28 protein-coding genes are annotated in these 24,060 nt (G+C 57.3%); 25 read left to right on the plus strand and 3 right to left on the minus strand.

Annotated elements, in window-relative coordinates:
* The first annotated feature begins 251 nt into the window (after positions 1–251).
* Positions 252–1,211: a 23S rRNA pseudouridine(955/2504/2580) synthase RluC gene (gene rluC, locus TAN611_RS09660; protein ID WP_105230727.1), complete on the plus strand. Its 960-nt coding sequence runs from the start codon at positions 252–254 to the stop codon at positions 1,209–1,211.
* A 3-nt stretch (positions 1,212–1,214) separates the two neighbouring features.
* Here the strand turns inward: rluC and TAN611_RS09665 are convergent, their stop codons facing one another.
* The gene (locus TAN611_RS09665; RefSeq protein ID WP_145961135.1) at positions 1,215–1,796 is read right to left on the minus strand and encodes a nucleoside triphosphate pyrophosphatase; all 582 of its coding nucleotides are present in this window, start codon (positions 1,794–1,796) and stop codon (positions 1,215–1,217) included.
* A gap of 142 nt (positions 1,797–1,938) precedes the next feature.
* On the opposite strand from TAN611_RS09665, the gene yceD reads away from it, so the two are divergent.
* The 15 genes from yceD (at position 1,939) to TAN611_RS09740 (ending at position 15,202) form a co-directional block, all read left to right on the plus strand.
* Positions 1,939–2,460: a 23S rRNA accumulation protein YceD gene (gene yceD / locus TAN611_RS09670; RefSeq protein WP_105230728.1), complete on the plus strand. Its 522-nt coding sequence runs from the start codon at positions 1,939–1,941 to the stop codon at positions 2,458–2,460.
* A 16-nt stretch (positions 2,461–2,476) separates the two neighbouring features.
* Positions 2,477–2,644, plus strand: coding sequence for a 50S ribosomal protein L32 (gene rpmF, locus TAN611_RS09675; protein WP_015671947.1), 168 nt, complete (start codon positions 2,477–2,479; stop codon positions 2,642–2,644).
* A 12-nt stretch (positions 2,645–2,656) separates the two neighbouring features.
* Entirely contained in the window at positions 2,657–3,691 is a 1,035-nt protein-coding gene (gene plsX / locus TAN611_RS09680) for a phosphate acyltransferase PlsX (protein ID WP_105230729.1), read from the plus strand.
* Between the two features lie 6 nt (positions 3,692–3,697).
* Positions 3,698–4,651, plus strand: coding sequence for a beta-ketoacyl-ACP synthase III (locus tag TAN611_RS09685; protein ID WP_105230730.1), 954 nt, complete (start codon positions 3,698–3,700; stop codon positions 4,649–4,651).
* 16 nt (positions 4,652–4,667) lie between these two features.
* Positions 4,668–5,597 (plus strand): ACP S-malonyltransferase, encoded by a 930-nt coding sequence (fabD, locus tag TAN611_RS09690; RefSeq protein WP_187043289.1) that lies wholly within the window; start codon positions 4,668–4,670, stop codon positions 5,595–5,597.
* A gap of 11 nt (positions 5,598–5,608) precedes the next feature.
* Entirely contained in the window at positions 5,609–6,343 is a 735-nt protein-coding gene (fabG, locus tag TAN611_RS09695) for a 3-oxoacyl-ACP reductase FabG (RefSeq protein WP_203067626.1), read from the plus strand.
* A gap of 154 nt (positions 6,344–6,497) precedes the next feature.
* Positions 6,498–6,734: an acyl carrier protein gene (gene acpP, locus TAN611_RS09700; protein WP_015671952.1), complete on the plus strand. Its 237-nt coding sequence runs from the start codon at positions 6,498–6,500 to the stop codon at positions 6,732–6,734.
* 79 nt (positions 6,735–6,813) lie between these two features.
* Positions 6,814–8,055, plus strand: a complete 1,242-nt coding sequence (gene fabF / locus TAN611_RS09705) for a beta-ketoacyl-ACP synthase II (RefSeq protein ID WP_105230733.1) — start codon at positions 6,814–6,816, stop codon at positions 8,053–8,055.
* Between the two features lie 123 nt (positions 8,056–8,178).
* On the plus strand, positions 8,179–8,976 hold the full coding sequence (pabC, locus tag TAN611_RS09710) for an aminodeoxychorismate lyase (RefSeq protein ID WP_105230734.1): 798 nt from the start codon (positions 8,179–8,181) through the stop codon (positions 8,974–8,976).
* A 12-nt stretch (positions 8,977–8,988) separates the two neighbouring features.
* On the plus strand, positions 8,989–10,008 hold the full coding sequence (mltG, locus tag TAN611_RS09715) for an endolytic transglycosylase MltG (protein WP_105230735.1): 1,020 nt from the start codon (positions 8,989–8,991) through the stop codon (positions 10,006–10,008).
* A complete protein-coding gene (gene tmk, locus TAN611_RS09720; RefSeq protein WP_105230736.1) occupies positions 9,998–10,636 on the plus strand; it encodes a dTMP kinase in 639 nt (212 codons plus the stop codon). The genes mltG and tmk overlap by 11 nt, the downstream gene beginning before the upstream one ends.
* Positions 10,636–11,646: a DNA polymerase III subunit delta' gene (holB, locus tag TAN611_RS09725; RefSeq protein WP_105230737.1), complete on the plus strand. Its 1,011-nt coding sequence runs from the start codon at positions 10,636–10,638 to the stop codon at positions 11,644–11,646. Before tmk ends, holB begins: the two co-directional genes overlap by 1 nt.
* A gap of 13 nt (positions 11,647–11,659) precedes the next feature.
* Positions 11,660–12,436, plus strand: a complete 777-nt coding sequence (locus tag TAN611_RS09730) for a metal-dependent hydrolase (RefSeq protein ID WP_105230738.1) — start codon at positions 11,660–11,662, stop codon at positions 12,434–12,436.
* 340 nt (positions 12,437–12,776) lie between these two features.
* The gene (gene ptsG, locus TAN611_RS09735; RefSeq protein ID WP_105230739.1) at positions 12,777–14,210 is read left to right on the plus strand and encodes a PTS glucose transporter subunit IIBC; all 1,434 of its coding nucleotides are present in this window, start codon (positions 12,777–12,779) and stop codon (positions 14,208–14,210) included.
* 572 nt (positions 14,211–14,782) lie between these two features.
* A complete protein-coding gene (locus TAN611_RS09740; RefSeq protein WP_203067627.1) occupies positions 14,783–15,202 on the plus strand; it encodes a hypothetical protein in 420 nt (139 codons plus the stop codon).
* Between the two features lie 298 nt (positions 15,203–15,500).
* Here TAN611_RS09740 and zinT read toward each other — a convergent pair whose 3' ends face one another.
* Positions 15,501–16,151, minus strand: coding sequence for a metal-binding protein ZinT (gene zinT, locus TAN611_RS09745; RefSeq protein WP_197951895.1), 651 nt, complete (start codon positions 16,149–16,151; stop codon positions 15,501–15,503).
* 113 nt (positions 16,152–16,264) lie between these two features.
* Complete coding sequence (locus tag TAN611_RS09750) at positions 16,265–17,011, minus strand: SDR family oxidoreductase (protein ID WP_187043285.1); 747 nt, start codon at positions 17,009–17,011, stop codon at positions 16,265–16,267.
* Between the two features lie 99 nt (positions 17,012–17,110).
* Between TAN611_RS09750 and TAN611_RS09755 the strand changes: the two genes are divergently transcribed.
* The 9 genes from TAN611_RS09755 (at position 17,111) to TAN611_RS09795 (ending at position 24,052) form a co-directional block, all read left to right on the plus strand.
* Positions 17,111–17,545, plus strand: coding sequence for a helix-turn-helix domain-containing protein (locus TAN611_RS09755; RefSeq protein WP_203067628.1), 435 nt, complete (start codon positions 17,111–17,113; stop codon positions 17,543–17,545).
* 65 nt (positions 17,546–17,610) lie between these two features.
* Positions 17,611–17,961 carry a purine nucleoside phosphoramidase gene (gene hinT / locus TAN611_RS09760; RefSeq protein ID WP_015671968.1) on the plus strand — a complete coding sequence of 117 codons (351 nt, stop codon included), beginning with the start codon at positions 17,611–17,613 and terminating at the stop codon, positions 17,959–17,961.
* A gap of 14 nt (positions 17,962–17,975) precedes the next feature.
* Positions 17,976–18,365 (plus strand): YcfL family protein, encoded by a 390-nt coding sequence (locus tag TAN611_RS09765; RefSeq protein ID WP_105230746.1) that lies wholly within the window; start codon positions 17,976–17,978, stop codon positions 18,363–18,365.
* A 24-nt stretch (positions 18,366–18,389) separates the two neighbouring features.
* Entirely contained in the window at positions 18,390–18,983 is a 594-nt protein-coding gene (gene lpoB, locus TAN611_RS09770) for a penicillin-binding protein activator LpoB (protein ID WP_105230747.1), read from the plus strand.
* The gene (gene thiK / locus TAN611_RS09775; protein ID WP_203067629.1) at positions 18,964–19,818 is read left to right on the plus strand and encodes a thiamine kinase; all 855 of its coding nucleotides are present in this window, start codon (positions 18,964–18,966) and stop codon (positions 19,816–19,818) included. The genes lpoB and thiK overlap by 20 nt, the downstream gene beginning before the upstream one ends.
* 49 nt (positions 19,819–19,867) lie before the next feature.
* Positions 19,868–20,893 carry a beta-N-acetylhexosaminidase gene (nagZ, locus tag TAN611_RS09780; RefSeq protein ID WP_203067630.1) on the plus strand — a complete coding sequence of 342 codons (1,026 nt, stop codon included), beginning with the start codon at positions 19,868–19,870 and terminating at the stop codon, positions 20,891–20,893.
* A 65-nt stretch (positions 20,894–20,958) separates the two neighbouring features.
* The gene (gene ycfP, locus TAN611_RS09785; protein WP_105230750.1) at positions 20,959–21,501 is read left to right on the plus strand and encodes an alpha/beta hydrolase YcfP; all 543 of its coding nucleotides are present in this window, start codon (positions 20,959–20,961) and stop codon (positions 21,499–21,501) included.
* Between the two features lie 332 nt (positions 21,502–21,833).
* The gene (locus TAN611_RS09790; protein ID WP_105230751.1) at positions 21,834–23,138 is read left to right on the plus strand and encodes an NAD(P)/FAD-dependent oxidoreductase; all 1,305 of its coding nucleotides are present in this window, start codon (positions 21,834–21,836) and stop codon (positions 23,136–23,138) included.
* Between the two features lie 362 nt (positions 23,139–23,500).
* A complete protein-coding gene (locus tag TAN611_RS09795) occupies positions 23,501–24,052 on the plus strand; it encodes a glycine zipper 2TM domain-containing protein (protein WP_172606288.1) in 552 nt (183 codons plus the stop codon).
* The last annotated feature ends 8 nt before the right edge of the window (positions 24,053–24,060 follow it).

The following is a 24,060-nucleotide window of genomic DNA, read 5'->3' on the forward strand; positions in this document are numbered from 1 at the left end:
TATCAGACAAACCTTGGTAATTCCGCATTTTACTCTGCTTTAACGAGAATCAACGCGGAAAGCGAACTCATTATTCCACTGCTGATACCGTTATAGCAAGGTGACTTTGCCTTAACTGCGGAAGAAATCGCAAACGATCAAACCGGCTTGCTGCCTTATTGTTCACCGCGGCGACTTCCGCACTCAGACTGACAGTTAAGCATATAAAAAGAGGTGGCGCTATTTACCTGCTGTATTTAGAATCCCGCCCCATGAAAACGAACAATCCTGCAGTACAATTCATCACGGTTTCTGACGACGAAGCGGGTCAGAGAATCGACAATTTTCTGCTTGCCCGCCTGAAAGGCGTGCCGAAGAGCATGATTTACCGCATCGTGCGCAAGGGCGAGGTGCGGGTCAACAAAGGGCGCATCAAGGCGGAATATAAATTGGCGGCCGGCGACGTGGTGCGCGTACCGCCGGTGCGCGTGGCCGAGCGCGAAGAGGCGCCGGTGTCCGCCAAACTGGATAAAGTGGCGGCGCTGGCCGACTGCATCCTGTATGAAGACGACCATGTGCTGTTGCTGAACAAACCGTCCGGCACGGCGGTGCACGGCGGCAGCGGCCTGAGCTTCGGCGTGATCGAAGGGCTGCGCGCGCTGCGTCCGGAGGCACGCTTCCTGGAGCTGGTGCATCGGCTGGATCGCGATACCTCCGGCGTGCTGCTGGTGGCGAAAAAACGCTCGGCGCTGCGTGCGCTGCATGAGCAGTTGCGGCTAAAAACCATGCAGAAGGATTACCTGGCGCTGGTGCGCGGCCAGTGGCAGTCCCACTGCAAAGCGGTGCAGGCGCCGCTGCTGAAGAATATTCTGCAAAGCGGCGAACGGGTGGTGCGGGTCAGCAGTGAAGGCAAACCGTCCGAAACCCGCTTCAAGGTCGAGGAGCGCTTCGCGTTCGCCACGCTGGTCAAGGCCAGCCCGATCACCGGGCGCACCCACCAAATCCGCGTGCATACGCTGCACGCCGGCCACCCGATCGCCTGTGACGATCGCTACGGCGACCGGGAGTTTGACCGTCAGCTGGCGCCGACCGGTCTGAAACGGCTGTTCCTGCATGCGGCGGCGCTGCGCTTCGAACATCCGGCCAGCGGCGAAACGCTGCGTATTGAAGCGCCGATGGATGACCAACTGCGCCACTGCCTGAAGCAGCTGCGCAAACAGGCGCAGCAGTAAGCATTATGCCAGCGGGCTGATCCCTTCGGCCCGCAACATCTCCAACAGGGTAATCAGCGGCAGCCCGACCAGCGCGTTGGGATCGCGGCCCGTCAGTTTGTCGAACAGGGCAATGCCCAGCCCCTCACTTTTGAAACTGCCCGCGCAGTTCAGCGGCTGTTCGATACGCACATAGTTGGCGATCTCCTCCGCGCCGAGAGGGCGGAAATGCACCTGATACGGCTCGCAGACCGCCTGAAGATGCTGCGTGCGGCTGTTGTACAGCGCCAGGCCGGTATAGAAGGTGACGATATTGCCGCTGGCCTGGCGCAGCTGTTCACAGGCCTGCTGCTCGCTGTGCGGCTTGCCCGTAATCTGTCCGTTCAGCACGCACACCTGATCGGAACCGATGATCAGGCGATCGGGGTAGGCGTCCGCCAACGCCTGTGCCTTGGCGGCGGCCAGCCGCAACACCAGCGCTTCGGCGCTTTCGCCCGGCAGGGGGGCTTCATCCACCTGCGGCGCGGCGGTGATAAAGGGCAAATGCAGTTTTTCCAGCAGCATTTTGCGGTAAGGGGAGGTGGAGGCCAGAAGAAGTTGTTGCATAATTTTTTTCGTAAACCGTAGCGTAAATGGTGGCAGCATTTTAAACTGTCGGCCGCTGCGGAAGCGAATATTGGTGAAAGGTGCCGTTTTCACGGCCTTTTTCTTTGACTCTATGTCGTTACAAAGTTAATATGCGCGCCCTATGCAAAAGGTAAAATTACCCTTGACCATTGATGCGGTACGTACCGCTCAGAAACGCCTGGACTATGTTGGTGTCTATGCGCCTGAGCAGGTTACTCGTGTTGCCGAGTCCGTGGTCAGTGTGGACAGCGATGTTGTCGCTGAATTGTCGTTTGATATCGACAACCAGCGTTTGGCGGTTATCACCGGTCAGGCAGATGTCACGGTCACGTTATCGTGTCAGCGCTGCGGCGAGCCGTTCCAGCATCATGTACACACAACATATTGTTTTAGCCCGGTCGTCAATGATGAGCAGGCTGAGGCATTACCGGAAGCGTACGAACCGATCGAAGTTGACGAGTTTGGCGAAGTCGATCTGTTGGCAATGATTGAAGACGAAATTATTCTTTCACTGCCTGTCGTTCCGGTACATGAATCTGAACACTGTGAAGTGTCCGAAGCGGACATGGTATTTGGCAAACTGCCTGCAGAGGCGGAGAAACCGAATCCGTTTGCCGTATTAGCCAGTTTAAAGCGTAAGTAATCGAGGAGTAAGGTCCATGGCCGTACAACAGAACAAACCAACCCGTTCCAAGCGTGGCATGCGTCGTTCACACGATGCGCTGACTACGACTACCCTGTCTGTAGACAAAGCATCTGGTGAAACCCACCGTCGTCACCACATCACTGCCGACGGTTTCTACCGCGGTCGCAAGGTTATCGGCTAAGTTAGCGATACCTTGACTCGTCTAACCCTGGCGTTAGATGCTATGGGCGGGGACTTCGGTCCCTGCGTCACAGTGCCTGCTTCATTGCAGGCACTGGCCTCTAATTTACAACTCCATCTTCTGCTAGTCGGCGATCCCGACGCAATCTCTCCCTTACTCGCCAAAGCCGATCCGCATTTGCTGGAGCGTCTGCACGTCGTGCCCGCTACATCGGTAATCGCCGGCGACGCCAAGCTTTCTCAGGCGATCCGCGCCAGCCGCGGCACGTCTATGCGCGTGGCGCTGGAGCTGATAAAAAACGGTGAAGCGCAGGCGTGCGTCAGCGCCGGCAATACCGGCGTGCTGATGGGGCTGGCCAAACTGTTGCTCAAGCCGCTGGACGGCATTGAGCGTCCGGCGTTGATGACGGTGCTTCCGCATCAGCAACATGGTAAAACAGTGGTGCTCGATCTGGGCGCGAATGTGGAATGCGACAGCACGATGCTGGTGCAGTTTGCCGTGATGGGCGCCGTGATGGCGGAAGAGGTGGTCGGTATCTCACAGCCGCGCGTGGCGCTGCTGAATATCGGCGAAGAAGAGAGCAAAGGTTTAGATAATATTCGCGAAGCCGCCGCTGTATTAAGAAAAACTCCGACAATCAACTATATTGGTTATCTGGAAGGCAATGATCTGCTCACAGGTAAAACCGATGTTATGGTCTGCGACGGCTTTGTCGGCAATGTTACGCTGAAGACAATGGAAGGCGTAATAAGGCTATTTTTATCGCTGCTGAAATCGTCAGGCGACGGTGGCAGGCAGGCGTGGTGGTTAAAATTGTTGGGCCGTTGGTTACAAAAACGGGTGGCGAAACGCTTCGGCCACCTGAACCCCGACCAGTATAATGGTGCATGTCTGTTAGGATTGCGGGGCACCGTAATCAAGAGCCACGGCGCTGCGAACCAAAAGGCGTTTGCGGTAGCTATTGAACAGGCTGTGCAGGCGGTGCAGCGGCAAATCCCCAACCGGATTGCGGCGCGCCTTGAGGCTGTATTACCCAAGAGTGACTGATCGTACATGTATACAAAGATTCTCGGTACGGGGAGTTATTTACCCGTACAAGTGCGCACCAATGCTGATTTAGAAAAAATGGTGGATACCTCGGACGAGTGGATTGTAACGCGTACCGGTATCCGTGAGCGTCGTATCGCCGCCGCTGATGAAAGCGTGGCGACCATGGGCTTCGAGGCGGCGTCCAATGCGCTGGCGATGGCCGGCGTGGCCAAGGAAGATGTCGGTCTGATTATTGTGGCGACCACCACATCCAGCCACGCCTTCCCGAGCTCTGCCTGCCAGATTCAGAATATGCTGGGCATTAAAGACTGCGCGGCGTTCGATCTTGCGGCGGCCTGCGCCGGGTTTACCTATGCGCTGAGCGTGGCCGATCAATACATCAAAAACGGTGCGGTGAAGCATGCGTTGGTGATTGGCGCTGACGTGCTGTCGCGTACGCTGGATCCTGAAGACCGCGGCACCATCATCCTGTTCGGCGATGGCGCGGGCGCGGTGCTGCTGGGGGCTTCCGAGCAGCCGGGCATCCTGTCCACCCATCTGCATGCGGACGGCCATTATGGCGATCTGTTGACGCTGGCGTACAAAGACCGTCAGGATAAAGACAAGCCGGCGTATGTCACCATGGCGGGCAATGAAGTCTTCAAAGTGGCGGTCACCGAACTGGCGCATATCGTCGATGAAACGCTGAACGCCAACAACCTGGACCGCAGCGAGCTGGACTGGCTGGTGCCGCATCAGGCCAATCTGCGCATCATCAGCGCGACGGCGAAAAAACTGGGTATGGGGATGGACAAAGTGGTGGTGACGCTCGACAGACACGGCAACACCTCCGCCGCCTCGGTACCTGCGGCGCTGGACGAAGCCGTGCGCGATGGACGTATTCAGCGCGGCCAGCTGGTGCTGCTTGAAGCTTTCGGCGGCGGCTTTACCTGGGGTTCGGCGCTGGTTCGTTTCTGATTGACAGGAAATAAAAATGACGCAATTTGCTTTTGTTTTTCCGGGCCAGGGGTCGCAGACCGTTGGCATGCTGGCCGAACTGGCCGCTGAATTTCCCGTTGTTGAGCAGACGTTCAGCGAGGCATCTGCTGCGCTGGGCTACGATCTGTGGCAACTGGTGCAGCAGGGCCCGGCTGAAGAGCTGAATAAAACCTGGCAGACGCAGCCTGCGCTGCTGGCCGCCTCGGTGGCGATTTTCCGCGTATGGCAGCAGCAGGGCGGTAAAGCGCCGGCGCTGATGGCGGGCCACAGCCTGGGCGAATATTCTGCGCTGGTGTGCGCCGGCGTTCTGGATTTCCAGGAGGCGGTGCGTCTGGTCGAGCTGCGCGGCAAACTGATGCAGGAAGCGGTGCCGGCAGGCACCGGCGCCATGTACGCAATTATCGGCCTGGACAATGACGCCATCGCCAAAGCCTGCGCCGATGCGGCCGAAGGGCAGGTGGTGTCTCCGGTTAACTTCAACTCGCCGGGTCAGGTGGTGATTGCCGGTAATAAAGAAGCGGTCGAACGCGCAGGTGCGGCCTGTAAAGCGGCCGGCGCCAAGCGCGCGCTGCCGCTGCCGGTCAGCGTGCCTTCCCACTGTGCGCTGATGAAGCCGGCGGCCGACAAACTGGCCGTAGCGCTGGAGGCGGTGACCTTCAATACGCCGCAGATCCCGGTGGTGAACAACGTCGACGTGAAGATCGAAACCGATCCGCAGGCGATCCGCAGCGCGCTGGTGCGCCAGCTGTACAGCCCGGTGCGTTGGACGGAAAGCGTAGAATTTATCTCAGCGCAGGGCGTGAGCTCTCTGCTGGAAGTCGGCCCGGGCAAGGTGCTCACCGGCCTGACCAAGCGCATCGTTGACACGATGACGGCGGCGGCGATCAACGATCCCGCCACTCTGTCGGCGGCGCTTGCACAATAAAGAGGAAAACAATGAGCTTCGAAGGAAAAGTTGTTCTGGTCACCGGCGCCAGCCGCGGTATTGGCCGTGCTGTTGCGGAATCGTTTGTTGCGCGCGGCGCCAAGGTGATCGGCACGGCGACCAGTGACAAAGGCGCTGAAGCCATCAGCGACTATCTGGGCGCGAGCGGTAAAGGGTTCAAATTGAACGTGGTTGATACGCAATCTATCGACAGCGTTTTAGAATCTATTCGCGCAGAATTTGGCGAAATCGACATTTTAGTGAATAATGCCGGTATTACGCGTGATAATCTGCTGATGCGTATGAAGGACGATGAGTGGCAGGATATCCTGGACACCAATCTGACTTCCGTATTCCGTCTGTCAAAAGCGGTAATGCGAGCTATGATGAAAAAGCGTTTTGGCCGTATCATCACCATCGGTTCCGTGGTTGGCACCATGGGGAACGCAGGGCAGGCAAACTATGCGGCGGCTAAAGCCGGCCTGATCGGCTTTAGCAAGTCCTTGGCACGTGAAGTTGCTTCTCGTGGCATTACGGTCAACGTCGTGGCGCCCGGTTTTATTGAAACGGACATGACACGGGCGTTGACAGAAGAACAGCGTGCAGGCATTTTGGCATCTGTACCGGCTAATCGTCTGGGGGATGCTAAAGAAATCGCCAGCGCTGTTGCATTTTTAGCCTCTGATGAGGCTGGCTATATCACCGGTGAGACCTTACATGTCAATGGCGGCATGTACATGGTCTAAAAAATGCGAAAACCATTTGCGTTATTTGAGGTAAAAACCGCAAAATAGCGTAAAATCGTGGTTTGACCAGCCGGGATTTAGTTGCATCTTTTTCAACATTTTATACACTACGAAAACCATCGCGAAAGCGAGTTTTGATAGGAAATTTAAGAGTATGAGCACTATCGAAGAACGCGTTAAGAAAATCATTGTTGAGCAACTGGGTGTTAAAGAGGACGAAGTGGTAAATAGCGCTTCTTTCGTTGAAGACCTGGGCGCCGATTCTCTTGACACCGTTGAACTGGTAATGGCACTGGAAGAAGAATTCGACACCGAGATTCCAGACGAAGAAGCTGAGAAAATCACTACTGTTCAGGCAGCTATTGATTTCATCAACGCTAGCCAGCAGTAAGCGAACATATCTAGGCGGTCACTCGACCGCCTAAGTTTTTCTATCCTAGTGTCATATTATCCCTCCTTGGAGGACAAACGTGTCTAAGCGTCGAGTAGTTGTGACTGGACTGGGCATGTTGTCTCCTGTCGGCAACACGGTCGAGTCCACATGGAACGCACTTCTTGCCGGTCAGAGTGGCATCAGCCTGATTGACCATTTCGATACTACTGCCTATGCAACCAAGTTTGCCGGCCTAGTAAAGAATTTTAATTGCGAAGATTTCATCTCCCGCAAAGATGCGCGCAAGATGGATCTGTTTATCCAGTACGGTATTGCTGCCGGCATGCAGGCCATGCAGGACGCCGGGCTGGACATCACCGAGGCTAACGCCTGCCGTATTGGCGCCGCGATTGGCTCCGGCATTGGCGGCCTGGGTTTGATTGAAGAAAACCACAGTTCGCTGGTTAACGGCGGTCCGCGCAAGATCAGCCCGTTCTTCGTGCCGTCGACCATCGTTAATATGATTGCCGGCCACCTGACCATCATGTATGGCATGCGTGGGCCGAGCATTTCGATTGCCACCGCCTGTACTTCCGGCGTGCACAATATCGGCCATGCGGCGCGTATCATTGCCTACAATGATGCCGACGTGATGCTGGCCGGCGGGGCGGAAAAAGCCAGTACGCCATTAGGCGTAGGCGGCTTCGGCGCCGCACGCGCGCTCTCCACCCGCAATGATGATCCGCAGGCCGCCAGCCGCCCTTGGGATAAAGACCGTGACGGTTTTGTTCTGGGCGACGGTGCAGGCATGATGGTGCTCGAAGAGTACGAACATGCGAAAAAACGCGGTGCTAAAATTTATGCGGAAGTGGTCGGCTTTGGTATGAGCAGCGATGCCTACCACATGACGTCACCACCGGAAAACGGCGCGGGCGCTGCATTGGCGATGGCGAATGCCCTGAGCGATGCCGGCCTGAATGCCGGACAGATCGATTATATCAATGCTCACGGTACCTCTACCCCGGCAGGCGATAAGGCCGAGGCAGAGGCGGTGAAATCGATATTTGGCGCCGATGCCGCACACGTGATGGTAAGTTCGACAAAATCCATGACCGGTCACCTGTTAGGGGCGGCGGGGGCGATTGAGTCGATCTTCACCGTGCTGGCGCTGCGCGATCAGGCCGTGCCGCCAACCATCAACCTGGATAACCCGGATGAAGGTTGCGATCTGGACTTCGTGCCGAATGAAGCGCGTCAGACCAAAGATATGGAGTACACGCTGTGTAACTCCTTCGGTTTTGGCGGCACCAACGGCTCGTTGATTTTCCGTCGCGTGTAACGTGGTTGCACTCTAGATTAAAAGCCCGGTTTATACCGGGCTTTTTTACGTCTGTCGTCCGGGATCTGGCCCGCTGCGCCTGTTATCCTGTACGCCGAGATACGGGAAGCAGGGGAAAGTGCTATGTACTGGATTAATGGAACGCAGAGTGACGCGCTGGCGGCTGGCGACCGCGGTATACAGTTCGGCGACGGCTGCTTTACCACCGCACGCGTGGTTGATGGCCGGATAGATCTGCTGTCCTGGCATCTTGAACGCCTGCAGCAGGCATCACAGCGCCTGCTGCTGCCGTCGCTGGACTGGGCGGCACTAGAGCAGGAAATGCGTCAGGCGGCAGAATCAATCCCGCTTGGCGTGGTCAAAACCATCGTGACGCGGGGCGTCGGCGGGCGCGGCTATAGTCCTGCCGGCTGTGAGCAGCCAACCCGTATCGTGTCATGCGGTGCGTATCCGCAGCACTACCTGCAGTGGCGCGAGCAGGGCGTCAGCCTGGCGCTAAGCCCGGTGCCGCTGGCGCGTAACCCGCTGCTGGCGGGCATTAAACATCTGAACCGGCTGGAACAGGTGTTGATCCGTGCGCATCTTGAGCAGACTGACGCCGACGAGGCGCTGGTGCTTGACACCGCAGGGCTGCTGGTGGAATGCTGTGCGGCTAATTTATTCTGGCGTAAGGGGAAAGCGGTATATACCCCCGATTTGAGTCAGTCGGGCGTGGCGGGTTTAATGCGTCGCCGGGTGATTGAGTTACTGACGGACAGCGAATATACGCTGCATTACGTCGCCGAGCCGCCGGAAACGCTGGCGGCGGCAGAAGAGGTGTTGATCAGTAACGCGCTGATGCCGTTATTGCCGGTCAATACCGCCCATTTGTGGCGCTATGATTCGCGCCAGCTTTATGAGTTTTTACGACACCAAATTTAACCAGGCCGATTAATGAAGAAAGTAAAGTTTGTTGCACTGCTCGTCGTCGTGATTTTGGCCCTGCTGTTCTGGGGCTATCAGAAGGTTGAACGCTTTGCCGATACGCCGCTGGCGATTAAGCAGGAGACTATCTTTAAACTGCCGGCGGGTACCGGACGGGTGGCGCTGGAAGGGCTGCTGGTGCGCGACAAACTGATCCGCAGCGGCAAATGGTTCCCGTGGTTGCTGAAGATTGAGCCGAAACTGGCGGAGTTTAAAGCCGGTACCTATCGTTTCACCCCGGGGATGACGGTACGCCAGATGCTGGAGTTGCTGGCCAGCGGTAAAGAAGCACAGTTCAACGCACGTTTTATCGAAGGATCGCGCCTGAGCGACTGGATGAGTATTCTGCAGCAGGCAAAATACCTGAAGCATACGCTGGCCGGTAAAAGCGAGGCGGAAATCGCCGCTGCGCTGGGCATGCCGGAAGATGCGCATCCGGAAGGGCGTCTGTACCCGGATACCTATTCCTATACCGCCGGCATGAGCGATATCGCTCTGCTGAAGCGAGCCCATGTGCGGATGGAAAAAGCGCTGGACGACGCCTGGCAGAAACGTGACAAGGCGCTGCCGTATAAAACGCCGGAGCAGCTGCTGACCATGGCCTCCATCATCGAGAAAGAGACCGCCGTGGCGGCGGAGCGCGGCAAGGTGGCGTCGGTATTCGTCAACCGCCTGCGCATCGGCATGCGGCTGCAGACCGATCCGACGGTGATCTACGGCATGGGCGCGCGCTATACTGGCACCATTACCCGTAAGGATCTGGATACGCCGACGGCCTATAACACCTATACGATCAGCGGACTACCGCCGACGCCGATCGCCATGCCGAGCCAGGCATCGCTGACGGCGGCGGCACAGCCGGAAAAAACGCCTTATCTCTATTTTGTTGCTGACGGCAAGGGTGGGCACACCTTTACCACCAATCTGGCCAGCCATAATAAGGCGGTGCGGATTTATCGCCAGCTAGTGAAGGAAAAGAATGAAAAGTAAATTCGTGGTCATTGAGGGGCTGGAAGGCGCAGGGAAAACCACCGCACGCGATACGGTGGTCAGCGTATTGCGCGAGCACGGTATCGACGACATGGTCTTTACCCGTGAGCCGGGCGGTACGCCGCTGGCGGAAAAACTGCGCGATCTGTTTAAGCGTGGCTATGAAGGCGAACTGCCCACCATCAAGGCGGAAGTGCTGATGTTATATGCGGCACGGGTGCAGCTGGTAGAAACGGTGATTAAACCGGCTCTGGCGCGCGGCGCCTGGGTGGTTGGCGATCGTCACGACCTGTCGTCACAGGCCTATCAGGGCGGCGGTCGTGGCGTCGACCCGCAGCTGATGGCGTCGCTGCGGGATACCGTGCTGGGTGATTTCCGCCCCGACTTAACCCTGTATCTCGACCTGCCACCGCTGGTTGGGCTGCAGCGCGCGCAGGCGCGCGGCGCGCTGGACCGCATTGAACAGGAGGCGCTGCCGTTCTTTGAACGCACGCGCGAGCGCTATCTGCAACTGGCCGCGGCGGATGATTCGATCGTCACCGTGAATGCGGCGCAGACGCTGGAACAGGTCACCGCCGACATTCGTCAATGCGTCAGCGTGTGGCTGCAGCAACAGGAAACGGCCTGATGAATTGGTATCCGTGGCTGAATACGCCCTATCGGCAACTCGTCGGGCAATATGCCGGCGGGCGCGGCCACCATGCGCTGCTGCTGCATGCGGCGGCCGGCAACGGCGACGACGCGCTGGTTTACGGCATCAGTCGCTGGCTGATTTGCCAGCGGCGCAACGGGGAAAAAAGCTGCGGAGAGTGCCACAGCTGTCGCCTGATGATGGCGGGCAGCCATCCGGATTATCACGTGTTAGCGGCGGAAAAAGGGAAAAGCAGCCTGGGTATCGAACCGGTGCGTCAACTGAGTGAAACCCTGTATGCCCATGCGCAGCAGGGCGGCGCCAAAGTTGTGTGGTTGCCGCAGGCGGAACAGCTGACCGAGGCGGCGGCCAATGCGTTGCTCAAAACGCTGGAAGAGCCGCCGGCGCACACCTATTTTCTGTTGAGCTGCCGCGAGCCGTCCAACCTGTTGGCAACGCTGCGCAGCCGCTGTCTGTACTGGCACCTGTCCAGCCCTGATGAAGCGCTGAGCCTGCAATGGCTGGAGCGGCAGGGCGCGGCCGGTACTCAGACGGAGCGTCTGACGGCTTTACGCCTGCATGACGGCGCGCCGCTGGCTGCCGAACGTCTGCTGCAGCCGGAACGCTGGCAGCAGCGCAGCGCGCTGTGTACGGCGCTTGGCAATGCGCTGCAGTCGCAGGATATGCTGCAGCTGTTGCCGCAGTTGAACCACGATGAAGCCGCCGAGCGGCTGCACTGGCTATGTGCGCTGTTGATGGACGCTATGAAGTGGCAGCAGGGCGCTGCGGCGTTTGTGCTCAACCAGGATCAACAGCAGCTGGTGCAACTGTTGGCGGCGCGGTTAAGCAGCAGCTCGCTGCAGCATAGCGTGCAGCAGTGGCTGCACTGCCGGCATCAATTACTCAGCGTGGTGGGCGTTAACCGTGAACTGCTGCTGACCGAACGTCTGCTGGGCTGGGAACAGATGTTCACAGCCAGCGGCTATACTCATCCTCATTCGCTGTAAAGAGTTAAAAATTATGTTGTTAGTCGATTCTCACTGCCACCTCGACAGCCTGGACTATCAGGCGCTGCACCAAAACGTGGACGACGCGCTGGCGAAGGCCAAAGCGCGCGACGTGGGCTATGTGTTGGCGGTCGCCACCACTTTGCCGGGTTACCGCTCGATGACGGCACTGATTGGCGAGCGCCCTGACGTGGCGTTCTCCTGCGGCGTGCACCCGTTAAACCTGGAAGGGGGCTATGACTACGCCGAGCTGCGCCAGCTGGCGGCGGCGGAACAGGTGGTGGCGCTGGGAGAGACCGGGCTGGACTATTTCTACCAGAAGGATAACTGGGCGCTGCAGCAGGAGTCGTTTCGTCAGCATATCCGCATTGGCCGCGATCTGAACAAGCCGGTGATTGTGCATACCCGCGATGCACGGGAAGACACGCTGGCGATTCTGCGTGAAGAGCAGGTGCAGGAGTGTGGCGGCGTGCTGCACTGCTTTACGGAAGACCGGGCGACCGCCGAAGTGTTGCTGGATCTGGGCTTCTATATCTCCTTCTCCGGCATTGTTACCTTCCGTAATGCCGAGCAGCTGCGCGATGTGGCGCGCTATGTGCCGCTGGATCGTATGCTGGTGGAAACCGACTCGCCTTATCTGGCCCCGGTACCGCACCGTGGCAAAGAAAACCAACCGGCCTACGTACGCGACGTGGCTGAATATATGGCGGTTCTGAAAGGCGTAAGCCTGGAAGAGCTGGCCGCCGCCACTACCGCCAATTTTTCTCGCTTATTTCACATCAAATTCTGATTCATGACCTAGGCTTAGGTTGCCGCCACGATGCGCGGGAATTATTTTAACTCTCGTAATTAATCGGCTGAACGGGTAAGGTTCCTCCCCCGTTCGGCCCGTTAACGGATGCGTATTCACCTTTTTTTACAAAAAACCGCCAATTTCAGAAATAGTACAGGGGTTATTGATTGAAACGTGACTGCCATCAAACAATGTCCGAGGTATTTATTTTACTCTGCGTAAAAATTCAAGGGGTGCTCAGACACCCTGAATTGTAGAGGGTTTCCTTCCTCCTCTGCAGCGCGAAAATCGCGCAACAAGAAGTCGCTAAGCCTATTACTCAGGAGCACACTCAACTATGTTCAAAAATGCATTCGCAAACCTGCAAAAAGTAGGTAAATCGCTGATGCTGCCGGTATCCGTACTGCCTATTGCAGGTATTCTGCTGGGCGTCGGTTCAGCCAACTTTAGCTGGCTGCCCGCGGTAGTCTCGCATGTGATGGCGGAGGCGGGCGGTTCCGTGTTCGCCAATATGCCGTTGATCTTCGCCATCGGCGTTGCGCTGGGCTTCACCAATAACGACGGCGTTTCCGCGCTGGCGGCGGTAGTGGCTTACGGCATCATGGTGAAAACCATGGCGGTGGTGGCGCCGCTGGTGCTGCATCTGCCGGCCGAAGAGATTGCCGCCAAACACCTGGCGGATACCGGCGTGCTTGGGGGGATTATCTCCGGCTCCATTGCGGCCTATATGTTTAACCGTTTCTTCCGTATCCAGTTGCCGGAATACCTCGGCTTCTTTGCCGGTAAACGCTTTGTGCCGATTATCTCCGGCCTGGCGGCGATCGTGCTGGGCGTGCTGCTCTCCTTCATTTGGCCACCAATCGGCAGCGCCATTCAGACCTTCTCGCAGTGGGCGGCCTACCAGAACCCGGTAGTGGCGTTCGGCATCTACGGGGTTGTTGAGCGTTCTCTGGTGCCGTTTGGTCTGCACCATATCTGGAACGTGCCGTTCCAGATGCAAATCGGCGAGTTCACCAACGCGGCGGGCCAGGTGTTCCACGGCGATATCCCACGCTATATGGCGGGTGACCCGACCGCAGGTAAACTGTCCGGCGGCTTCCTGTTCAAAATGTACGGTCTGCCGGCGGCGGCTATCGCCATCTGGCACTCGGCGAAGCCTGAAAACCGCGCGAAAGTGGGCGGCATCATGATCTCCGCGGCGCTGACCTCGTTCCTGACCGGGATTACCGAACCGATCGAATTCTCCTTCATGTTCGTGGCGCCGGTGCTGTATGCGATTCACGCGATTCTGGCCGGCCTGGCGTTCCCGATCTGTATTCTGCTCGGCATGCGCGACGGCACCAGCTTCTCACACGGTCTGATCGACTTTATCGTACTGAGCGGCAACAGCAGCAAAATCTGGCTGTTCCCGATCGTCGGTATCGTTTACGGTCTGGTGTACTACACCATCTTCCGCGTGCTGATTGCCAAGCTGGATCTGAAAACCCCGGGTCGTGAAGACAGCTCTGCTGACCAAAGTGCGCAGGGCGGCACGGAAATGTCCGCTGCGCTGGTGCAGGCATTCGGCGGCAAAGACAACATCACTAACCTGGATGCCTGTATCACCCGTCTGCGCGTCAGCGTGGCCGACGTGTCCAAGGTTGACCAGGCCGGTCTGAAGAAACTGGGCGCCGCCGGCGTGGTGGTTGCCGGTTCCGGCGTTCAGGCCATCTTCGGCACCAAGTCCGATAACCTGAAAACCGATATGGATGAATATATCCGTAATCACTGATTCAGACAGGCATCAACGGAGGGAGGCGAAAGCCTCCCTTTTTTATTTATTATATAGTTGATTTATTAATGCTTTCCATTTCCAGTGTCCACATGGTGTCCGCGGTGAGCACGAAAGTGGTTAATGCAGGGCGATCTGGCACTAATAGCGTTTGGTGTATTTCGCATTCTTCGTACAGGGCGGGCACTGCTCGAGGCTGGCACGAAGGCCGCTATCTCTGTGAAACTCAGTAATGCAACGATGAGTTTTCTACGTGGACGCCTAAAGTTAGGGCTGTCGGCGCGAAACCTAAAGGTTACGGAAACCGTTGCTCGACGAATGAGAGACCCTGGGCGTTTTGTACCATTGCAAATCCAGGAGAAAGCTATCCGATATGGTGTTAGACGTCCCGACCCTCATGGAGTGACAGGACAATTTGTTTACCGTGCAGAAATGAACAGACTGGTTAAACGCAAGGTGGGCGACCAGATTCAATATGTACGTACACGTTATAAACTGCACGTGGTCGTCAGAGAAAAAGACTGGACGATTACGCACTTTCATTACGACAACCTCCTCTGAGAAAAGTGATTATGTTTGAGATAAAAGCAGACGATTCCCTGTTTAGATTCACGTTCGTTGAAAGATTGGAAGAAATTGAAGACAGAAATCAAGATCTGATTATCTGCTGGTTGGAGGTGCAGGGATCGGGCATGAGCCTGCAATGCGAGTGCGAGTTTAGTCTGTTTGATATTAAGACATTACGCGATCAATTAGAGCAGTTTTATCAGTCTTTATCACAAGGGCGCTTTCCTGAAGAGATCGACTATTCTCCTCGTGTTCCAACGTTTAACTGTGAAATTGTCCAGGCTAAAGATACTGACACCATAGGTTTCAACTTCAAGGTTTGCCCGAGTATGTTGACCTTATGGACCATGCAAGGAGGGATGCTCATCGATCAGAGCTATTTCCCCGGTCTCATTGCTGGCTTGAATGACATACTTAGTAATTGACTATAACGAAAAGAGCCCCGCGATAGGCGGGGCTTCTTCTTAAATGAGAGGTTGAACTGATCGCGCCCGTAGTGGGATGTGGGGAACGCGTCCTGCGGGATAAAGTCTGATGGTATTGTAAGTATCCCGCATAATCGAACCATTCACATTGAGAGATCTTCCGGCATACTCATCATTACCAATGAAGGAGATCGCCATGCGTAAAGCCTGTGTTACTAAGCATGAAATCAGCACCGTACACCGTAATTAGATTGCCTGAATCCCGGTGAACCGGCAGGTCATCATCCGGCCTTAGCCTTCAGTGATGCAGCATTTCGTCCACCACCTGCTTCCCTTCCAGTTGATACGGGTAATAGGTCGGCCAGTTATCCATCTCCTTCAGCAGCGCCTCCTGAGAGGTATTTCCCATAAAGATATGGTAGTGGGCCGATTTGCGCGGGCCGATAGTATGGTCGCTGAACTGCACGTATTTAGGCGCCTGGCTGCCGGCATCCTGGCATTCGAACAGGTAGCGCACGCCTTTCTTGCCTGACGTATAGGTCAGGATTTTATGGCCGGCATAATCGTATTTGCAGCTGCTGACTTTATCGCCGCGGTGAAATTCCATCACGCCGTTTTCAATGCCTATGGTGTCCACATCTGTGGCGTACCCTTGGCGATAATAGGCTTTCACCTTGGCGAAGGTTTTGCTCTTGTCCTTTTCCGCTTTCTTTTTAAATACCGGGTCGAGATCGCCGTTTAGCAGATAAGGGTACACCGACTGCCAGACGCCATCCCAATCGCTTAGCGTTCTGTCCTGCACCTGTTTATCGTCAAAAACGCCTGCGGCGGCCTTCAGCTCGACGTCCGTCATCGGCTTACCGTGTGAATGATGGGCATGCGCCAGTGCCTGGCTGCTGATAAGCAGCGTTCCCAGCGCGAGCGCCAACTTGCCAAAATGAATCGTCACCGTATATCTCCCAGCGATATAAAAAATGAAAAGTTACAATATAACATAACAATTATCGACGCAACGGTGACGTTGTACACTCAGAGGGCGGACGGAGGTGACTGCCGCTGCGGCTATAAATTGCCCACGCCGCCGTCCATCTGTAGTTCAGTGCCTACCATAAACGCCGACTCATCAGAGGCGAGGAAGACCGCACCTTTGGCTAACTCCCAGCTGGTGCCCATCCGGCCGATTGGCACCAGCGCGCGGATCTCGTCCTTCAGCGTTTGTTCATCCTTATCCTGCAGCCCCAGCTTGCCGAAGGCCGGCGTCTCGGTGGGGCCGGGGCTGAGGCTGTTCACGCGGATGCCGCGGGTATGCAGCTCGCCGGACAGGGTGCGCGCCAGCGACAGCAGGGCGGCTTTGCTGGCGGCGTAGACGTTGCTTTGCGGCAGACCGATATGGGCGCTGACCGAACCGCACAGAATAATCGACGCCGGGTTGGCCAGCAGCGGCAGCAGCGCCTGGATCAGGAAAAATGGCCCCTTGAGGTTGGTATTCATCAGACGGTCGTAGCCCTGCTCGTCCCACCGCTCCAGCGGCTGGTGGGTGACGTCGCCGGCGTTGATATACAGCACGTCCAGACGCGGCCAGCGCTGTGCCAACTGCTGCGCCAGCTGGCGCTGTTGGGCAATATCCCCGGCGTCATTTTGCAACGCGATCGCTTCGCCCAACTGCCGTTGCGCTTCCTCCAGGCCGCGTGACGAACGGCCGGTTATCGCCACGTTGGCGCCTTCGGCAATAAACTGACGGGCGGTTTCCAACCCGATGCCGCTGGTTGCGCCGGTAATCAGCGCGTATTTGTCTGCTAATCGTGTCATTACGGTTTCCTCCTGCTGAGCTTGCTGGCATTATTTACGGCAAAACTATCCTTTGCATAGTAGGTACCGAATGGATACCAAGGCGCCGGGAGGTATGAAATGACGGGTTCCGCGCATAGCGAGCAGGAAAAAAATTTGGCGGCGCTGCCGGCGGCGGGGCAGCCGTGCCCGATGGTGGATTTTGTCAATCTGTTGTCCGGCAAGTGGGCGATACCGATTTTGTACCGCCTGATCCTGATGGATGCGTCGGTGCGCTTTGGGGAACTGCAGCGCGCCGTGGCGCCGATTGCACAAAAGGAGCTGACGCGTCAGCTGCGCCAGTTCGAACGACGCGGTCTGGTGACGCGGCAAATATTTCCGCAGGTGCCGCCGCGGGTGGAATACCAGATTACCCCGCTGGGCAAGACGCTGCGCCCGACGCTGGATTCGCTGGCCGACTGGATGCGCAGCCATGCGCCGCAGTTAATTAGCGGTGCTGCGCCGGGATTGTCTGATTCTGCGCCACTCGATGTAGAAAGTGCGCAATCAGGTTGAAAGCGGTAGAATTTGTCACTCATACTGCGTATACCTTTTTCTTTAACGCTAACAAGGAATTCCAGATGGCCGAAGAAACGATTTTCAGTAAAATTATCCGCCGTGAAATCCCTGCCGATGTGGTGTATCAGGACGAGCTGGTGACCGCTTTCCGCGATATCGCGCCGAAAGCGCCGACGCATATCCTGATCGTGCCGAACGTACTGATCCCGACGGTGAACGACGTGACCAGCGAGCATGAGGCGGCGCTGGGGCGGATGATGACCGTGGCGGCGAAAATTGCCGAGCAGGAAGGCATCGCCGAGGATGGCTACCGCCTGATCGTCAACTGCAATCGCCACGGCGGCCAGGAGGTCTATCATATTCATATGCACCTGGTGGGCGGCCATGCCCTCGGCCCTATGCTGTCACACTGATTGAGGAAGCCGCCATGCGCTATCACAAACCGCTGCGTTGCCTAATGGCGCTGGCGCTGCCCGCCGCGATACTGATGGGTTGCAGCAGCCCGCAGGGGATCGCGGTTAATGAACGACAGACGGTGGTGATGGAGCCATCGGTGCTGACCGCCGGCATTTTGGCCGACAGGCCGGTGGTAAATGATGCCTCCGGTAGAGTGATCGCTACCGCGGTGCTCAGCAATACGCAGCCGACCTCGGTCACTCTGCGCTACCGTTTCTATTGGTATGACGACCAGGGGCTGGATATTCGTCCGTTTGAAAAACCGCGCGCCATTACCATCGCGCCGAATGCGACGGCGCAGGTTTATTCGATTAATGGCAACTTTGATGCCAAGCGTGCGCGCCTGTATCTATTTTTATAATCCTCGGGCCAGTTGGAGAAAATAATGAAAAAGTATCTGTTTGTGGCAGCGGCCGCGTTGGTATTGACCGGTTGTCCACAGCGTCCGCCTGAACAGCCGGAACCGCCGGCGACGATCACGCCGGTGACGCCGGAGGAGACGACGCCGGTACCGGAGCAGCCGGAGCCGCCAACCTCGGAACCGGTGCCGCAGCCGCCGAAGATTCAGAGTTTTAACTGGCTGGGCAGCGTACAGCCGCTGATTGCGCAGATGCTGAAAGCCGATGGCGTGACGCCGGGCAGCGTGTTGCTGCTCGATAGCGTGAAAAATAATACCAACGGTTCTTTGCAGACCGGCAAGGCGACCGCGGCGCTGCACAAGGCGCTGGGCGCCAACCAGACCTTTACCGTGGTGCCGCAGGCGCAGCTGACCAGCGCCAAGCAGACGCTGGGGCTGTCGGCGGAAGACAGCCTGGGTTCACGCAGCAAGGCGATTGGCCTGGCGCGTATTGTCAACGCGCAATACGTACTGTACAGCGACGCCAGCGGCGATGTGAAGTCACCGCAATTGGATATGCAGCTGATGCTGGTGCAGACCGGCGAAATCATCTGGTCGGGCAATGGCGCGGTTAAACGCTGAGGCCGAGCTGCAGCAACTCTTGCAACACAAACTGCCGGCGGTGAAAACCGCCGGTAGTCGTTTCAGCCCGGTAGCCGGCCTGACCGGTGAAAGCTGGCGTATCCAGACCGCCGATGGCGCAGTGCTGCTGGCGCGTCAGCAGGGGACGGAAAAAGCGGCGCTGGGGGTCAACCGCCGGCGCGAAGCGCGCGTGCTGCGGCGCAGCGCCGGGGCGTTGGGGCCACAGCCGCTAGCGCAAGATCAGCGCTGGCTGGTGGTGGAATGGCTTGCTGGTGACGTTGTCACTAGCGACGGTTTTGAGCATTATCGGCAAGGGGGCGAACTGGCGGCGCTGATTGCCACGCTGCATCGCCGGCCGCGCAGCGGTTATCGGCTGAATCTGCCGGCCCAATACCGACGCTATTGGCAGCAGCTTGACCGGCGACGCATTACTCCGGCCTGGCTGCGCTGGCAACGCCATTTTTTGCAGGCGAAGCCGCCGCGGCCGCTGAAGCTGGCGCCGCTGCATATGGATATTCACCCGGAAAACTTAATAAAACAGCAGACGCGGCTGCGGCTGATTGACTGGGAATACGCCGGCGACGGCGATGTGGCGCTCGAACTGGCGGCCCTGTTCCGTTTCAATCAGTGGTCTGCCGCCGCGCAGCGTGAGTTTTTGCAGCAGTACGCTCGCCAGGGCTATCACGACCTGACGGCGCTGGGCCGCCAGGTGCAACGCTGGCTGCCATGGGTTGATTACCTGATGCTGATGTGGTTTGAAGTCCGCTGGCAGCAGAGCGGCGATGCGCAATTTTTGCGTTGCGCCGCAGCGCTGCGCCAGCGTTTTTGTTTATGATCCCTGTTTCTGTATGAATTAATGAAGTGAGGTGGCCGTGGGCCCAGTAATGTTAGACGTCGCCGGCTATGAGCTGGATGCCGAAGAGCGCGAAATTTTACAGCATCCGCTGGTGGGCGGCCTGATTCTGTTTACCCGCAACTACCACGATGCGCAGCAGCTGCGCGAGCTGGTGCGGCAAATCCGCGCGGCGTCCCACGATCGGCTGGTGGTGGCGGTCGATCAGGAAGGCGGTCGCGTACAGCGTTTTCGCGACGGTTTTACCCCTCTGCCGGCAGCGCAGTCCTTTGCCGCCCTCAATAACGCGGCGGAAGCGGGGCGGCTGGCGCAGGAAGCCGGTTGGCTGATGGCGGCGGAGATGATCGCGCAGGATATCGATATCAGCTTTGCGCCGGTGTTGGATATCGGCCACGTCAGTGCGGCGATTGGCGAGCGCTCTTTCCATCAGGATCCGACGCAGGCGTTGGCGATGGCGGAGCGCTTTATTCAGGGGATGCACAGCGCCGGCATGCGCACTACCGGCAAGCATTTTCCGGGGCATGGCGCGGTCAGCGCCGACTCGCACAAAGAAACCCCACGCGATCCGCGCCCGCTGGCGACCATCCGCAATCACGACATGTCGATTTTCCGCGCGCTGATTGAGCGACGGCTGCTGGATGCGGTGATGCCGGCCCACGTCATCTATACTGAGGCCGATCCGCGTCCGGCCAGCGGTTCGCCGTACTGGCTGAAACAAATCCTGCGTCAGGAGCTGGGCTTTGACGGCATTATCTTCTCTGACGATCTGTCGATGGAAGGCGCGGCGATCATGGGCAGCTATGCCGAACGCGGCCAGGCGGCGCTGGATGCCGGCTGCGATATGATTCTGGTGTGCAACAACCGCGCCGGCGCGGTCAGCGTGCTGGATAACCTGTCCCCGGTCAAAGTTGATAAGCTCAAGCGGCTGTATCATCAGGGACAGTTTACCCGTCAGACGCTGCGCGACTCCGAACGCTGGAAGCAGGCGCATCAGCAGCTGAGCGCGTTGAGCGACCGCTGGGAAACTTACAAACAGCGCGGCGAGGTTAACCCGTAAGGGCGTCGTAATACGGCGCTGCCGGCGAGGGCCGACCTGGCCCTCCGTTTATTGCGAGGATCCACATGATTATCTATTTGCATGGTTTTGATTCCACCAGTCCCGGCAATCATGAGAAGGTGCTGCAGCTGCAGTTTATCGATCCGGACGTACGCTTTATCAGTTACAGCACCCTGCACCCGCGCCATGATATGCAGCATCTGCTGAAAGAGGTCGACAAGGCGGTGCAGCAGGAAGGAGACCGGCAGGCGTTGATCTGCGGCGTCGGGCTGGGCGGATTCTGGGCGGAACGCATCGGCTTTCTGTGCGGCATCCGTCAGGTGGCGTTTAACCCGAACCTGTTTCCGCAAGAGCATATGCACGGCAAAATCGACCGGCCGGAAGAGTACCTGGATATCGCCACCAAATGCGTGGCGGACTTTCGTGAAAAGAACCGCGATCGCTGTCTGGTGGTGCTATCGCGCCATGACGAGGTGCTGGATAGCCAGCGCAGCGCCGATCTGCTGCACAAATACTACGAAATCGTCTGGGACGAGCAGCAGACGCACAAGTTCAAAAATATCTCCCCGCACCTGCAACGCATCAAAGCCTTCAAGACCCTCGCGTAACAGTTCCATAACGCACTGCCCGGCCGCGATTATTATCCAGACGAAGGATAATGCGCGGCTTTTATTATTGTTCTGGCAAATATGTCAGTGGCCAACGGCGGCGCAAAAAAATGTGACCTGACGCTAACTATTTGAATCGCAATCGTCAAAAAAGCTCCGCGTCCAGCCTTTAAGCAAAAAAGTTTGATATGCATCAATTATGGTATGACCAAATAACCTCCCATGCTATTCTGGCCGCAGATTGCAGGTTTATTTTACGCGAACCCCATGTATTCTAAGGATATTATTTGTTTACCCTTGGATAACAAATGGTTCACATTTAGAGGGTTATTTTGACAATGCCAATCAAGAAAATCGTCATTGTGGGCGGCGGTGCCGGAGGCCTGGAGCTGGCGACCAGCCTGGGGCATAAGCTCGGCCGTAAAAACAAGGCCGAGGTTACTCTGATCGACCGTAATCACAGCCACCTGTGGAAACCGTTGCTGCACGAAGTGGCGACCGGTTCTCTGGATGACGGCGTCGATGCGCTGAGCTACCTGGCCCACGCCCGTAATCACCACTTCAGCTTCCAACTTGGCTCGCTGACCAATATTGACCGGGACAACAAAACCGTCCAGCTGGCGCAAATTTGTGATGAGCAGGGCGACGAGCTGGTGCCTGAACGTGAGCTGTCTTACGACATCCTGGTGATGGCCCTGGGCAGTACCTCGAATGATTTCGGCACGCCGGGCGTGAAGGATAACTGCATCTTCCTGGACAACCCGCACCAGGCGCGGCGCTTCCATAACGAAATGCTCAACCTGTTCCTGAAGTTCTCGGCGCAGCCGGGGCAGCAGGAGAGCGTCAATATCGCCATCGTCGGCGGCGGCGCCACCGGGGTTGAACTGTCGGCGGAGCTGCACAACGCGGTGAAACAGCTGCATAGCTACGGCTTTGAGGGCCTGGACAACAGCGCGCTGAATGTCACGCTGGTGGAAGCCGGCGAGCGCATTCTGCCGGCGCTGCCGCCGCGTATCTCTGCCGCCGCGCATCAGGAGCTGAACAAGCTGGGCGTGCGGGTATTGACCAACACCATGGTCACCAGCGCGGAGCACAACGGCCTCAATACCAAAGGCGGCGAATTTATTCAGGCCGATCTGATGGTATGGGCGGCGGGCATTAAAGCACCGGACTTTATGAAAGAGATCGGCGGGCTGGAAACCAACCGTATTAATCAGCTGGTGGTTGAGCCGACGCTGCAGACCACGCGCGATCCGAACATCTTTGCTATCGGCGACTGTGCTTCTTGCCCGAAAGAGGGCGGTGGCTTTGTACCGCCGCGCGCCCAGTCGGCGCACCAGATGGCGTCACGCTGCGGCAGCAATATTCTGGCGCTGATTAACGGCCAGACGCTGAAGCCCTATGTCTATAAAGACCACGGCTCGCTGGTTTCACTCTCTCGCTTCAGCACCGTCGGCAGCCTGATGGGCAACCTGATGCGCGGTTCGATGATGGTGGAAGGACGTATTGCGCGCTTTGTTTATATCTCACTGTATCGTATGCATCAGGTGGCGTTGCACGGTTATATCAAAACCGGCCTGATGATGCTGGTGGGCGGCATCAACCGCGTGATTCGTCCGCGTTTGAAAATGCACTGATTTCACCATATTGCGCTATCCAACCCACGCCGTTGCGACCGCGTGGGTTTTTTTATTTTCGCGTCAGGCCGATGTTTGCCATGCTGGTACAGAGGCAGCATAAAATCGGGCGGTTTCCCGCCACAACCTTAGGATTCTTCCTAAACAAGCCACAATCACACATTTTCCCGCATCTTTGGTTACTTCGTCTTATTGCAGCAACAATAAGGATTGTGCAGACTTTGACGTGTTTACAGACGGCGCAGCACGCACGCCGTAAACCGGGAGGCCCGTGCCGCCAATGCGCAAAATAATAAGCGCGGTGCAACGTTGGTAACACACCCGGTGCAAAATGCGTGGTAACAATTTCAGGAGGATTTCCTGTGAACAAGTCAATGTTAGCCGGTGTAGGTATCGGTATCGCAGCTGCTCTGGGTATTGCTGCCGTTGCCAGCCTGGATGTATTTTCTTCCGGCCCACAATACGCGCAGGTTCTCAACGCCAAGCCGATTAATGAAACCATCAAAACGCCGCGGCGTGAATGCCGCAACGTGACGGTCACCCACCGTGCGCCGGTGCAGGATGAGAACCGCATTGCCGGTTCCGTGCTGGGCGCCGTAGCCGGCGGGGTTATCGGCCACCAGTTCGGCGGCGGTCGCGGCCGCGACGTAGCGACGGTGGTCGGCGCGCTGGGGGGCGGCTATGCCGGCAACCAGATCCAAGGGTCGATGCAGAACAACGACACCACCACCAGCGTGCAGCAGCGCTGCAAAACGGTGTACGACAAATCGCAGAAGCTGCTGGGCTATGATGTGACCTACAAGATCGGCGATCAGCAGGGCAAAATCCGCATGGATCACGATCCGGGCACTCAGATCCCGCTGGATAAGAGCGGTCAGCTGATCCTGAACCGCACCGATACCACGCAGGCCTGATGCTTTGA

It is taken from the genome of Serratia sp. Tan611 (assembly GCF_905188235.1).
Taxonomy (GTDB): Bacteria; Pseudomonadota; Gammaproteobacteria; order Enterobacterales; family Enterobacteriaceae; genus Serratia_B; species Serratia_B rhizosphaerae.

Coding starts and splice junctions, on each gene's coding strand:
- rluC (WP_105230727.1), top strand. CDS start 252: ATGAAAACGAACAATCCTGCAGTACAATTCATCACGGTTTCTGACGAC.
- TAN611_RS09665 (WP_145961135.1), bottom strand. CDS start 1,796: ATGCAACAACTTCTTCTGGCCTCCACCTCCCCTTACCGCAAAATGCTG.
- yceD (WP_105230728.1), top strand. CDS start 1,939: ATGCAAAAGGTAAAATTACCCTTGACCATTGATGCGGTACGTACCGCT.
- rpmF (WP_015671947.1), top strand. CDS start 2,477: ATGGCCGTACAACAGAACAAACCAACCCGTTCCAAGCGTGGCATGCGT.
- TAN611_RS09685 (WP_105230730.1), top strand. CDS start 3,698: ATGTATACAAAGATTCTCGGTACGGGGAGTTATTTACCCGTACAAGTG.
- fabD (WP_187043289.1), top strand. CDS start 4,668: ATGACGCAATTTGCTTTTGTTTTTCCGGGCCAGGGGTCGCAGACCGTT.
- fabG (WP_203067626.1), top strand. CDS start 5,609: ATGAGCTTCGAAGGAAAAGTTGTTCTGGTCACCGGCGCCAGCCGCGGT.
- acpP (WP_015671952.1), top strand. CDS start 6,498: ATGAGCACTATCGAAGAACGCGTTAAGAAAATCATTGTTGAGCAACTG.
- pabC (WP_105230734.1), top strand. CDS start 8,179: ATGTACTGGATTAATGGAACGCAGAGTGACGCGCTGGCGGCTGGCGAC.
- mltG (WP_105230735.1), top strand. CDS start 8,989: ATGAAGAAAGTAAAGTTTGTTGCACTGCTCGTCGTCGTGATTTTGGCC.
- tmk (WP_105230736.1), top strand. CDS start 9,998: ATGAAAAGTAAATTCGTGGTCATTGAGGGGCTGGAAGGCGCAGGGAAA.
- holB (WP_105230737.1), top strand. CDS start 10,636: ATGAATTGGTATCCGTGGCTGAATACGCCCTATCGGCAACTCGTCGGG.
- TAN611_RS09730 (WP_105230738.1), top strand. CDS start 11,660: ATGTTGTTAGTCGATTCTCACTGCCACCTCGACAGCCTGGACTATCAG.
- ptsG (WP_105230739.1), top strand. CDS start 12,777: ATGTTCAAAAATGCATTCGCAAACCTGCAAAAAGTAGGTAAATCGCTG.
- TAN611_RS09740 (WP_203067627.1), top strand. CDS start 14,783: ATGTTTGAGATAAAAGCAGACGATTCCCTGTTTAGATTCACGTTCGTT.
- TAN611_RS09750 (WP_187043285.1), bottom strand. CDS start 17,011: ATGACACGATTAGCAGACAAATACGCGCTGATTACCGGCGCAACCAGC.
- TAN611_RS09755 (WP_203067628.1), top strand. CDS start 17,111: ATGACGGGTTCCGCGCATAGCGAGCAGGAAAAAAATTTGGCGGCGCTG.
- hinT (WP_015671968.1), top strand. CDS start 17,611: ATGGCCGAAGAAACGATTTTCAGTAAAATTATCCGCCGTGAAATCCCT.
- TAN611_RS09765 (WP_105230746.1), top strand. CDS start 17,976: ATGCGCTATCACAAACCGCTGCGTTGCCTAATGGCGCTGGCGCTGCCC.
- lpoB (WP_105230747.1), top strand. CDS start 18,390: ATGAAAAAGTATCTGTTTGTGGCAGCGGCCGCGTTGGTATTGACCGGT.
- thiK (WP_203067629.1), top strand. CDS start 18,964: ATGGCGCGGTTAAACGCTGAGGCCGAGCTGCAGCAACTCTTGCAACAC.
- nagZ (WP_203067630.1), top strand. CDS start 19,868: ATGTTAGACGTCGCCGGCTATGAGCTGGATGCCGAAGAGCGCGAAATT.
- ycfP (WP_105230750.1), top strand. CDS start 20,959: ATGATTATCTATTTGCATGGTTTTGATTCCACCAGTCCCGGCAATCAT.